13 protein-coding genes are annotated in these 11,148 nt (G+C 29.5%); 11 read left to right on the forward strand and 2 right to left on the reverse strand.

The genetic code is table 11. The features are described 5' to 3' along the window. Nucleotides 1-250 precede the first annotated feature (250 nt). Complete coding sequence (gene prfB / locus CQA69_RS08295; RefSeq protein ID WP_137621315.1) at nt 251-1,348, forward strand: peptide chain release factor 2; 1,098 nt, start codon at nt 251-253, stop codon at nt 1,346-1,348. Between the two features lie 2 nt (nt 1,349-1,350). Here prfB and truD read toward each other — a convergent pair whose 3' ends face one another. Both truD and CQA69_RS08305 read right to left on the reverse strand, forming a co-directional pair. Next, nucleotides 1,351-2,469 (reverse strand): tRNA pseudouridine(13) synthase TruD, encoded by a 1,119-nt coding sequence (gene truD / locus CQA69_RS08300; protein WP_137621316.1) that lies wholly within the window; start codon nt 2,467-2,469, stop codon nt 1,351-1,353. Then, nucleotides 2,438-3,256 (reverse strand): thiamine-phosphate kinase, encoded by an 819-nt coding sequence (locus tag CQA69_RS08305; protein ID WP_137621317.1) that lies wholly within the window; start codon nt 3,254-3,256, stop codon nt 2,438-2,440. The genes truD and CQA69_RS08305 overlap by 32 nt, the downstream gene beginning before the upstream one ends. 91 nt (nt 3,257-3,347) lie before the next feature. Here CQA69_RS08305 and CQA69_RS08310 point away from each other — a divergent pair, with 91 nt between their 5' ends. The 10 genes from CQA69_RS08310 to CQA69_RS08355 all read left to right on the forward strand — a co-directional run bounded on the left by CQA69_RS08310 (nt 3,348) and on the right by CQA69_RS08355 (nt 11,040). Further along, nucleotides 3,348-4,421 carry an HdrB C-terminal domain-containing protein gene (locus tag CQA69_RS08310; RefSeq protein ID WP_137621318.1) on the forward strand — a complete coding sequence of 358 codons (1,074 nt, stop codon included), beginning with the start codon at nt 3,348-3,350 and terminating at the stop codon, nt 4,419-4,421. After that, on the forward strand, nt 4,418-4,801 hold the full coding sequence (locus CQA69_RS08315; protein ID WP_137621319.1) for an ornithine carbamoyltransferase: 384 nt from the start codon (nt 4,418-4,420) through the stop codon (nt 4,799-4,801). The genes CQA69_RS08310 and CQA69_RS08315 overlap by 4 nt, the downstream gene beginning before the upstream one ends. Then, a complete protein-coding gene (locus CQA69_RS08320) occupies nt 4,794-5,474 on the forward strand; it encodes an RsmD family RNA methyltransferase (protein WP_137621320.1) in 681 nt (226 codons plus the stop codon). The genes CQA69_RS08315 and CQA69_RS08320 overlap by 8 nt, the downstream gene beginning before the upstream one ends. 63 nt (nt 5,475-5,537) lie before the next feature. Then, entirely contained in the window at nt 5,538-6,584 is a 1,047-nt protein-coding gene (locus CQA69_RS08325) for a flagellar basal body P-ring protein FlgI (protein ID WP_137621321.1), read from the forward strand. Then, nucleotides 6,584-6,919: a rod-binding protein gene (locus CQA69_RS08330; RefSeq protein WP_137621322.1), complete on the forward strand. Its 336-nt coding sequence runs from the start codon at nt 6,584-6,586 to the stop codon at nt 6,917-6,919. The genes CQA69_RS08325 and CQA69_RS08330 overlap by 1 nt, the downstream gene beginning before the upstream one ends. Before the next feature lie 65 nt (nt 6,920-6,984). Then, complete coding sequence (locus tag CQA69_RS08335; protein WP_137621323.1) at nt 6,985-7,182, forward strand: flagellar biosynthesis anti-sigma factor FlgM; 198 nt, start codon at nt 6,985-6,987, stop codon at nt 7,180-7,182. A gap of 37 nt (nt 7,183-7,219) precedes the next feature. Continuing rightward, the gene (locus CQA69_RS08340) at nt 7,220-7,654 is read left to right on the forward strand and encodes a flagellar protein FlgN (protein ID WP_137621324.1); all 435 of its coding nucleotides are present in this window, start codon (nt 7,220-7,222) and stop codon (nt 7,652-7,654) included. A gap of 11 nt (nt 7,655-7,665) precedes the next feature. After that, nucleotides 7,666-9,492 carry a flagellar hook-associated protein FlgK gene (gene flgK / locus CQA69_RS08345; RefSeq protein ID WP_137621325.1) on the forward strand — a complete coding sequence of 609 codons (1,827 nt, stop codon included), beginning with the start codon at nt 7,666-7,668 and terminating at the stop codon, nt 9,490-9,492. 31 nt (nt 9,493-9,523) lie between these two features. Next, nucleotides 9,524-10,294, forward strand: coding sequence for a TIGR02757 family protein (locus tag CQA69_RS08350; protein WP_137621326.1), 771 nt, complete (start codon nt 9,524-9,526; stop codon nt 10,292-10,294). Further along, nucleotides 10,276-11,040 (forward strand): TSUP family transporter, encoded by a 765-nt coding sequence (locus CQA69_RS08355; RefSeq protein WP_137621327.1) that lies wholly within the window; start codon nt 10,276-10,278, stop codon nt 11,038-11,040. The genes CQA69_RS08350 and CQA69_RS08355 overlap by 19 nt, the downstream gene beginning before the upstream one ends. The last annotated feature ends 108 nt before the right edge of the window (nt 11,041-11,148 follow it).

The following is an 11,148-nucleotide window of genomic DNA, read 5'->3' on the forward strand; positions in this document are numbered from 1 at the left end:
GAAGTTGAAGAAGGAATTTAAGAGTAAAAAAACATAAATCCTTTATATATCAAAGATTAATTTTAATCATTCTAAATAGCATTTTTCTATATTTTAAAAAAGCAAATTACAAAAAGACTAATTTTTTAGGAAAAACAATCCCAAGCAACTTTGATGATGGTGATACCTACTACGATTAAAAATAGACTTAGCTTATTTTTTGATAAAATTTGTTAAAATTGCGTAAAATTAACTTTAGAAAGAAATTTTTATGGATAATTATGAATTTAGCGAATTATTAAAAACTCTTAAAAATAAAGTAGGCAATATAGCCTCTATCATCAAACCACAAAACATTCAAGAAAGGCTTAGAGAAATCGAAGAGCTAGAAAATTCTCCTTCTTTTTGGAGTGATGTTAAGCAAGCCGGAGTTATCGGAAAAGAAAAAACTAAAATTGCAAATTTATTAAAAAAATACGAAGAAGCTTTATCTGCTGTTGATGATGCAAGCGAACTTTTTGATTTAGCTAATGCAGAAAACGATATGCAAACCTTAGAAGCTTTATTTAATGATGCACCAAAGCTTGAAGATACGATAACAAGTCTTGAAATTTCCATGCTTTTAAGTGGAGAAAATGATAGCAAAAACGCAATTGTTTCCATTCATCCAGGAGCAGGTGGAACAGAAAGCAATGACTGGGCAAGTATGCTTTATAGAATGTATTTAAGATTTTGCGAAAGAGAAGGATTTAAGGTTGAAACTCTTGACTTTCAAGAAGGCGATGAAGCAGGACTTAAAGACGTAAGCTTTTTAGTTAAGGGTGATAATGCTTATGGTTATTTAAAGGCTGAAAATGGAATTCATCGCTTAGTAAGAACTTCTCCTTTTGATAGTGCCGGACGTCGTCATACAAGCTTTTCAAGTGTTATGGTAAGTCCTGAACTTGATGATGACATAGAGATTGAAATCGAAGAAAAAGATATCAGGATTGATTATTACCGTGCTAGTGGTGCAGGCGGACAGCACGTCAATAAAACAGAATCAGCCGTTAGAATCACGCATTTTCCAACAGGAATAGTCGTGCAATGCCAAAATGATAGAAGCCAACATAAAAACAAAGCAACCGCTTTTAAAATGCTAAAATCTCGCCTTTATGAGCTTGAACTCATGAAACAACAAGATAGTGCAAATTCAGGCGAAAAAAGCGAGATAGGCTGGGGACATCAAATCCGCTCTTATGTACTCTTTCCTTATCAGCAAGTCAAAGACAATCGCAGCGGAGAAGCCTTTTCTCAAGTAGATAATATCTTAGATGGAGATATCAAAAAAATGATTGAAGGTGTTTTAATCGCTTTAAAAGCAGAGTGATTTTATTCGAATAAATTTTTATGCAAAATCTCCTCTAAAATCACCGTAGCATAAGAGCCTTTTTGTAAGAAAAATTCTATACAAAAATGTGCTTTTTGCTCATCGTATCGCCACTTAACATCCTCCAAATACCCCCACATAAAGCGTCTTGAACCTTGCATTTTAGTTTTAAATTCCCAAGCATCTTTGAAAATTTCATTCTCTAAATTTAAAGCCAAGCCTTCTTTAGCTTCATACGCTTCTGCACCTATTAAAAGTCCCATAGCGCTAATATCTCTTATCTTAAAACGCTTAATCTCACTTTCTAAATCTTCGCATAAAAAACATTTACCAAAAGGATAGTGTCCCAAAACCTCACCTTTTAAGAGCTTAAAAAAATGATCTTGTCTTTTTAAACTTTTAGCTTCTTCTTTGGAGATATGATAAATTTGCATAAGCTCTTTTTCGCTAAATTCTTTTGAAAAATGCGATAATTCCACTCTTTTACTCAAATAACGATTAAAAAGTTCACTTTGAAAAGCTGAAATTAAAAATTCTTTCATTTTGACATTTTTCATTTTTTTGCCACGCAAAATTTCAAGTCCTTCTTTGTAATTATCTCCAAATTTACCAAAACGCTGATATCCAAAATAATTAGCAAAACCTTGTTTGTCTAAGTTGATAATAGCTTGTTCAAGTTTTAAAGCATCGCTTGGTAAAACTTTTTTTAAGCGGATAAAAAAAGAATTGCCCTTTAAATGCCCTATTCTTAATTTATTTTCATGGGTAAAAGTTTCTAAAATTTTTAATTTTGGATGAGAAAAATTTGCTAAAGTGTGTTCAAATTTTTTAGGCATGGAAATATACTGAAAGGTTAAACCTTGCTTATCCTTAAGTCCAGCATAACCAAAATCGCGTATTTTTACTCCGCTAATTTCGCTTAAAATTCTTAAAGCTTCATTGGTGCTTAAATCTTTTTTATTAATGTGTAAAATAAGATGTTCGCCTTTGCCGCTAAATTCATACAAAGCTTTTTCACGCACCACAAAATCATCACTATTTTTACTAAAATACGCATTAATAGGAGTATGTTTTAAACTATATAAAGGCTTAAAAATGATGTTCTCTTCCGTTAAATTCATACTTTCCTTTCACTGCTTTTCCAAAGATATTTAATTTCACGCGATGTTTTTTTGCAATTTGCTCTATCTTAAAACGCTGTGTTTCATCAAAAGCAAATAAAATTTCATATTCTTCTCCGCTGTAAAGAGTATAATCATCTAAATTTTTTAGCCATTCGATGCCACATTTATTTTTTGCTAAAAGCCTTGATAAATCTTTACTCAAACCATCTGAAATATCCATTGCGCAAGAAATAAAAGGAGCGATTTCATAAAAAAAATCTGCTCTTAATTTAGGTTTTATAAAACGATGGCTTAAATTTAATTTACCACCATTTTGTAAAATTTCAAGCCCTCTTAAACTCTCCCCCAAATTTCCCGTATAGGCTAGTAAATGTCCTTTTTTTAAGCCTTCTCTAAACACAGCTTTTTCTCTAACTTTAGAGATAATAGTAACGCTAATATCAATTTTATCATTATAAATCGTATCACCACCTATGATTTTTATACCAAATTTTTTTGCTGTTTTTAAAAAACCTTTTTGCAAAATTTTGATTTCTTCATTACTTAAATTGGGCAAAGCAAGTCCTAAAAGTGCGTATTTTGGCTCAGCATTCATCACAATAGCATCAGAAATATTAACTAGCATTGCCTTAATGGCAATTTGCTCCAAAGTAAGCCATTCTCTTTTAAAATGCACATTTTCAAAAAATAAATCTTTACTATAACACCATTGATCAATAACAGCACCATCATCACCATTTTTTTCATTTAAAAAAGCATGAATTATAAAATCTTCCTTATTCATAAAAAAATTTTATGAAATTTCTTTTTAAATTCTATTAAATTTTAATTTTTTTTTATATAATATTTATCCTAAAGATATTAAGGAAAAAATTATGAGAAATTTAGAACTTAGACTTTTTAGATTTGATAAAAATAAAGATTATGAGAGTTATTATAAACCTTATGTTTATAGCAACTATGAAAATTTTGCCACTCTTTATGATTTGCTTTTGCAAGTGCAAGATGATGATATTTATTTCGAATTTGAAAAAAATGAGAATTCTCATATAGTTGTTAATAAACAAATTTTACCTCTCAATACCCCTTTGGAAGAGTTGATTAAAAAGCATGATTTTAATCTTGTTATTGAACCGCTAAGCACAAAAAGAACGATAAAAGATTTGATCATTAATAAGGATGATTTTTTAAGCAAATACAAATATCTTGCTCCATTTGGTAACGAAGAAGATAAAAAATTTTATGAAAAATACGACTATCTATATTATGCCAATGAAATTTTAGAATTTCTTCCTGAATATATGGGAGATGCTTTATTTTACCTTGCGTTTGAAATGATCAAAAAATATCCAGATAAAAAAGTGGAGATTTTAAAAGTTATTTCTGATCCTGAAAAAGGAATTTTTTATCATATTAATGGCACTAATGAAAAAGTAGAAAATGTGATTGAAAATTTAAAAAAAGAAATTTTAAATTTAGGGCTTTTTGATGAAGATTTATTGCATTTTGATTTGCCTAAAAATAGTGCTTTTGAAAATGAAATTAAAGAACTTGGCGAGATTAAATATGATTTTAATAATTTCAACATAGCTTTTTATGGTTTTAAATCTTGTGATAATTTAAAATCAAAAATTAAAGCTAAATTTATTTCATATGAAAACGCTGAAAAAAATAATGGTTTTGATCTCTTAAAACTTAATAGTGAGCTTAGCTATAAAATGGCAGCAAATATTCTTTTAGACGCTTATGATAGCGGGAGTGATTTTTTAGTCGTAAAAAATCCTAAAGATTTTTTTATGTTTGATACTTGTGCTAAAAAACTTATGGACGCGAGTAATAGAGATTTTAAAGATTTTTATGTTTTAAGTCATTTAGAGTTTCTATCTTTGATTCAAGGTATTAAAAACCCTTCTTTGCAAAATCACGAATTAAAAGTAACCCTAATATGAAAATTTCTTTAGAATGTAGAGATGTTCTTATAGAAAAAGCTTTAGAACTTTTTTTAAAAGAACACCTAGTGATGAAAAAAGATTGTGATTTTATCATTAGTGATGAAAAAATTCCTTGCGTTAAACCTTTGTTTCTTATAGCTCCAAACTCTCCATTTTTAAGTGTTCCATTTAGTAAAGAAGTGTTGTTTAAATCTTTAAACGATTTTGACAATGCCTTAAAGGCTACAGCACAAAGACTTGCGGAAGAAAAAAAGAAAATTTTGGAAGCAAAAATAGATTCTATAGCTGAAGAATTTAGAAAAGATTATCAAATAAAAATAGATCTTGCTATTGGTGAGCTTAAAGACAAACTTGTAAAAGCTTTAATGGATGAATAAAGATTTTATCCATGTAAAGGACTTTTTAAATAATCAAAAAAATACATCAAAATTAAATAAGCAAACAAATAAAAATCATTCAACTCAATCTAAAATCTATACCTATATAGAAAGTGGTCAATATAAAGGAAAAAAACTTCTTTTACCTTCACTTGAGAAAACAAGAAGTACTAAAAGTATAGTGAAATCTTGTGTTTTTAATACAATAAGGCAAAATTTAAGAAATAAAATTTTTATAGAAGCCTTTGGTGGAAGCGCTTTGATGGCCGCTGAAGCTTTAAGTAATTATGCCTTAAAATCATATGCTATTGAACTTGATAAAAATGCTTATAAAATTGCTGTTCAAAATTCTAAAATAGACAATAATTTAAATGTAATCCAAGGAGATACCTTTGAAATTTTACCTCAACTTGTAGAAAAATTAACTAAAGAAAATATCCCTATTTTTCTTTATCTTGATCCACCTTTTGATATCAGAAAAGGCTTTGAAAAAATTTATGAAAAAATTTATAGCCTTTTAACAATGTTAAACCGAAATAATTTAGAAAAAATTATTTTTGAACATCATTCCAAAATAGAACTTTCACAAAATATAGAAGAATTTCAAAAAAATAAATCTAAAAAATTCGGCTTAACCACTCTTAGTTTTTATCAAAATACTCTGAAAAATTAAGCTCTTAAAATTGGAACACTTTTTGCTTTATATTTATATAAACATAGATTAAAGGAATAATCCATGAGAGTTTTAATGCTTTTTTTACTCTTTATGACAAGTATTTTTGCAATACAAATCAAGGATGTAGCAAACACAGTTGGTGTTAGAGATAACCAGCTTATAGGTTATGGACTTGTTGTAGGTCTTAATGGTAGTGGAGATGGGACAAGTTCTAAATTTACCCTTCAGTCAGTATCTAACCTTTTACAGGGTATGAATATCAAAGTTGATCCAGCAGACATTAAATCAAAAAATACAGCAGCTGTAATGGTAACAGCAAAACTTCCCGCTTTTGCTAAAAGTGGAGATAAACTTGATATCACAGTATCATCATTAGGAGATGCAAAATCTTTACAAGGTGGTACTCTTTTACTCACCGCACTTCGTGGAATTGATGGGGAAATTTATGCTATAGCACAAGGCTCTATTTCAACAGGAGGGCTCACAGCTAGACCTGGAGGTGCAGGTAGCCATTCTACAGCAGCTACTGTTATGGGTGGAGCCAATGTAGAAAGAGAAATTCCACAAAATTTTAGTCAAAACAATGATTTAACTTTAAGTTTGAAAGTAGCGGATTTTCAAACTGCTAGTAATATAGAAAGAGTTCTTAATAATATTTTTGGAGAAGATGTTGCCAAAGCTATTGATTCACGCACTATAAAACTTAAAAAACCTGAAGATTTTTCAAATGTAGACTTTATGGCAAGAGTTTTAAATCAAGATATAGCTTATACTCCAGAAAGTAAAGTAATTATCGACGAAAGAACAGGAACAGTGATAGCAGGTGTTGATGTAGAAGTTGAGCCTGTTTTAATTACTCATAAGGATATTACTATAAAAATAGATCCAAACAATAACACAGCTCCAGCACAAAATGAGATTGATATGAAAGATGGTGGCTTTATAAATCCAACCTCTAACACTTTAAGAATCAATAACAGTAAAAGCACAGTCGCAAATATAGCTAGAATGCTTAATAAACTTGGAGCAACTCCAAATGATATTATAGCTATTATGGAAAATTTAAAGCGCGCAGGTGCTATTACAGCTGATTTGGAGATAATATAATGAAAGTAGATAATTTTTTAAATACATTTAATATGAACAATGTTTTATTAAATAAAGCATCAAGAAATTTAGAATCTAATATCAAAGTAAATGATAATGATATAGTGACTAAAACAAAAGAAGATGAAGCTTTAAAAGAACAAACCGATGCTTTTGAGGCAGTTTTTTTAAAACAGGTTTTAGATGTGACTTTAAAAACTCAAAATTCACTTTTTGGAAAAGATGCGAGTGATGAAATTTATTCATCGATGTATAATGACACTATGAGCAAGGCTTTAAGCGGTGGAATGGGTTTTTCAAAATTATTATACGATTTTTTAAAAGAAAGGGGTTAAGTTTTTTAATTTTTAGCCGATATAGGTTGTAGAGGATTATTAAATACAATTTCAAGGAGGCAGAAATGATAAATCCTATACAACAAGGCTACGTAGCGAGCTCTACATTAAATACAGCTCAAGTAAATAAAGAAACTAAAACAAACGACACTCAAAAAACAGAGAATGATAAGGTTGCAAAAATTGCAGAACAAATTAAGAATGGCACTTATAAAATTGATACAAAGGCCACAGCAGCTGCCATAGCTGATTCTTTAATGTAAAAAATTTTCTCTCTTTTTTGAGTAAAAAGGAGAGAAAATGCTTAAAAAACATCTTGATGAGGTTAATGCTATTTTAGAAAAATTAATAGCATTGACACAAGAAGATATCGAAAACATAAAAGTTGCTAAACACGATACTGTTGCGCCTAGCGTTGAAGAAAAAAATAAACTTATTTCTGAATTTACAACGGCCAAAAAACAGCTTGATGCTTCTTTAGTAGAGTTAAACAATAGTTCTACTAAAGGGCTTAGTGAGTTGCTCGATGAAGAAGATAAGCAAAAATTAGATTTGCTTAAAAAAAATCTTCAAACCCTACATACTACGAATAAAGAATATGCCAAATTTGTTCTTATTGTTAAAGATTTTTATGATGGCTTAGTGAATAAAATGTTTAATCTCAATGATGGAACGAATAATGCTTATGGTGATAAAAAGACTACGCCAGAGTCAATTTTTAAGATTAATGTGTAAGGAATAAAAATATGGGTATCTTTGGAACTTTATATACAGGTGTTACTGGTTTAAAAGCGAATGAAGTACAAATTGCAACTACAAGTAATAATATATCCAATGCTAACGCAACTTTTTATACTCGCCAAAGAGTGGTTCAAACAACCAATGGTTATGTTACAAATGGCGGAGTTCAAGTAGGAACTGGAACAGCTATTGAGAGTATAGTTCGTTTGCATGATGAATATTCTTATTTTAAATTAAAAGGGGCTTCAACTCAATTAGAATATACCAAATATATGGCCTCGACCTTACAGGAAATATCTGAGCGTTTTCCTGATTTGCAAAATAAGGGAATTTTACAAGATTTAGAAAATTATAATCAAGCTTGGAATGATTTTGCATCTAATCCAAATGAAAATGCTACTAAAATAGCTCTAGTAAAAGCTTCTCAAACTTTAACCGAAAGCATTAATAATACTTTTTCAACCCTTGATAAAATGCAAAAAAAAATTAATGATGATATTAAATCAACTGTTGAAGAAATAAATAAAATTGGCGAAGAAATTGCTACTATCAATAAACAAATTTATGGTCAAGAAGCTCTTCCAACCGAACATGCCAATGAATTAAGAGATAGAAGAGATGAACTTGAGCTTACGCTTTCAAAACTCGTAAGTGCTGTAGCTAGCAAAACAGAAATCAATCAAGATAATCGTTTAGATACCACAATAACAGATCCAGGACACCAATACAATCTTAGCATAGAAGGATTTAGTATAGTTGATGGGATCAATTTTCATCCATTAAAACTTGACTATGATGATAAAAATAAATCTTATAGTATTTACTATGAAACTGCAGATGAAAAAATAAGAGATTTAACAGGAAAAATTTCAGGTGGACAATTAGGAGCTCAACTTGATTTACGTGGTAGAGATTACGATAAAGTCAAAGGAAAATATAATGATGGTATTATTCAAGGTTATATGGATTCTTTAGATACTTTTGCAAAAACTATGATTAATGAAACTAATAATCTTTATGCTAGTTCTGCAAAAACTTCTGTAACTTCTGATTATCTTCCAGGACTTCAAGGAAATATTCCTTTAATGAATTATGATAGAACTATACAACCAGGAAGCTTTGATATTGTAATTTACGATGAAAAAGGCGATAAAAAAGTTACAAAAACTATTAATATTGATGTCAATACAACGATGGACGACATTGTGCGTCAAATCAAGTCTAATACCGATGATAATGGAAATAAAAATCCTAATGATGATGTTGACGACCTTATCAATGTAAGCTTTAACTATGATTCAATATCTGGAGACGGCTTATTTCAAATCAATGCAAAGTCAGGATTTAAAATTGCTATAGAAGATAAAGGAACTAATTTTGCAGGTGCTTTCAGTGTAGGAGGATTTTTTAGCGGAGGTAGTGCAAGTGATATCAAAGTAAAAGATTCTATTTTAAATGATCCAAGTACCGTAAGAGCTAGTTTAAATGGGGTAGATAGTGGTAATGATATGGCAAACAAGATTATACAACTTCAGTATAATAAAATTAATTTTTATAATGAAGATGGGACTATTGATAATCTTACCATGGAAGAATACTATCGTAAATTTACAGGCAAAATAGCATCTGATGGAGAAAATAATAATGTGGTAAATGCTAGTAATGAAACTTTTTATAATTCTGTATATAGCGAATATCAATCTAAAAGTGGCGTCAATACAAATGAGGAACTTGCCGCACTTATACAATGGCAATCAAGCTATGGAGCTGCGGCAAAAATTGTTTCTACTGTGGATCAGATGTTGGATACTTTACTAGGGCTTAAATCATAACTCTAGTAAAGAAAATAATTAAGGAAGTATTTTGAAATGTGCTAATGTGCTCAAGAATAAGCTTGATATTTTAGTAGATTTAAAAAATACTGACAAATCTTTATTTGAAACTCCAGATCCTTTGCAAATAGCTAAAATTTACAAAGATGAATTTATAGCTTTGCTTTGTGCTTTGTTTGCTTATGGAAATGCTAAGAATATAGTTAATTTTTTAAATAAGCTCGACTTTTCTTTGCTTAACTTAAGCGAAAAACAAATTCAAAAGGATTTAAAAGGGTTTAAGTATCGTTTTCAAAATGAAAAAGATATTATGCAAATTTTTATTACCTTTTCAAGGCTTAAAAATGAAATTTCACTCAATGAACTTTTTACAAAAGCCTATCAAAAAAGACAAAATACCACAGATGTTATCCTTGCTTTTATGCAAAAAATTCGAAAACTTAATTCTTATTCTAGCTATGGATATGATTTTTTCTTTGGAAAAATTTGGCAAAATATTCCAACTTCACCTCTTAAAAGATATAATATGTATCTTAGATGGATGGTTAGAAAAGATGAACTTGATCTTGGAATTTTTACCAAAATACACACAAAAGACCTATTAATCCCGCTTGATACTCATCTTTTTAAAATTTCCTTGACTTTAGGACTTTTAAAGCGTAAAATATATGATTATAAAAGTGTATTAGAACTCACACAAAAACTAAGAGAATTTGATGCAAATGATCCTATTAAGTACGATTTTGCACTTTATCGCTTAGGGCAAAGCAAGGAGATTGATGCATGGGCTTTGAACATTTAGACACTATTTATTATTTTATCTTATTCTTCGCAGCACTTTTTGCAGGTTTTATAGACTCTATAGTCGGAGGAGGTGGGCTTATAACTTTGCCAGCACTTATAGCTTGTGGAATTCCTGCACATTTATCCATTGCAACCAATAAAGTTCAAAGTGTGTGTGGAGCTTTTACCGCAACAATCACCTATTTTAAATCTACAACCTTACCTCATCTTGCTTGGGGAATATTTTTTACTGCAATTGGTGCAGTTATAGGAAGCTATAGTGTACTTTTTGTTAAAGATGAGAATTTAAAGATTATCATTTTAGTATGCTTAACTTTAACCTTTTTATATACAGCTTTGCGTCCAAATTTAGGAAAATATGAAAACGATCCTAAAATTAAAAATATTAAAATTTTCTATTTTATATGTGGATTGACTTTAGGTTTTTATGATGGTTTTTTAGGCTCTGGAACTGGATCTTTTTGGATATTTGCCTGTGTAACCCTGCTTGGCTTTAATATGAAAAAAGCAAGCATGAATACAAAAATTTTAAATTTCACAAGCAATATTATTGCTTTAATCATTTTTTTATGGCAATATGAAGTTTTATGGAAAGTAGGTTTGATAATGGGCGTTGGTCAAATTTTAGGAGCCTTTTTAGGCTCTAAACTTGTACTAAAAACCAATGGAAAATTTATTAAAAGCTTATTTTTAATCGTAGTAGGTATCACCATCATCAAAGTTGCTTGGGATTGTTTTTCTTGAATTTTAAATTTATTTTTGAAAAATATAAAAATATCTTTCAAAATAATTAAATTCAATACTTAGATGAAAAATTATGCTTTTTTATTTCTAAATTCTTTTTTAAGTTTT

The organism is Campylobacter estrildidarum (assembly GCF_005406205.1).
Taxonomy (GTDB): domain Bacteria; phylum Campylobacterota; class Campylobacteria; order Campylobacterales; family Campylobacteraceae; genus Campylobacter_D; species Campylobacter_D estrildidarum.

Bases quoted from the DNA above. Each gene is read 5' to 3' on its own strand.
- prfB (WP_137621315.1), top strand. From the start codon at position 251: ATGGATAATTATGAATTTAGCGAATTATTAAAAACTCTTAAAAATAAA.
- truD (WP_137621316.1), bottom strand. From the start codon at position 2,469: ATGAATTTAACGGAAGAGAACATCATTTTTAAGCCTTTATATAGTTTA.
- CQA69_RS08305 (WP_137621317.1), bottom strand. From the start codon at position 3,256: ATGAATAAGGAAGATTTTATAATTCATGCTTTTTTAAATGAAAAAAAT.
- CQA69_RS08310 (WP_137621318.1), top strand. From the start codon at position 3,348: ATGAGAAATTTAGAACTTAGACTTTTTAGATTTGATAAAAATAAAGAT.
- CQA69_RS08315 (WP_137621319.1), top strand. From the start codon at position 4,418: ATGAAAATTTCTTTAGAATGTAGAGATGTTCTTATAGAAAAAGCTTTA.
- CQA69_RS08320 (WP_137621320.1), top strand. From the start codon at position 4,794: ATGAATAAAGATTTTATCCATGTAAAGGACTTTTTAAATAATCAAAAA.
- CQA69_RS08325 (WP_137621321.1), top strand. From the start codon at position 5,538: ATGAGAGTTTTAATGCTTTTTTTACTCTTTATGACAAGTATTTTTGCA.
- CQA69_RS08330 (WP_137621322.1), top strand. From the start codon at position 6,584: ATGAAAGTAGATAATTTTTTAAATACATTTAATATGAACAATGTTTTA.
- CQA69_RS08335 (WP_137621323.1), top strand. From the start codon at position 6,985: ATGATAAATCCTATACAACAAGGCTACGTAGCGAGCTCTACATTAAAT.
- CQA69_RS08340 (WP_137621324.1), top strand. From the start codon at position 7,220: ATGCTTAAAAAACATCTTGATGAGGTTAATGCTATTTTAGAAAAATTA.
- flgK (WP_137621325.1), top strand. From the start codon at position 7,666: ATGGGTATCTTTGGAACTTTATATACAGGTGTTACTGGTTTAAAAGCG.
- CQA69_RS08355 (WP_137621327.1), top strand. From the start codon at position 10,276: ATGGGCTTTGAACATTTAGACACTATTTATTATTTTATCTTATTCTTC.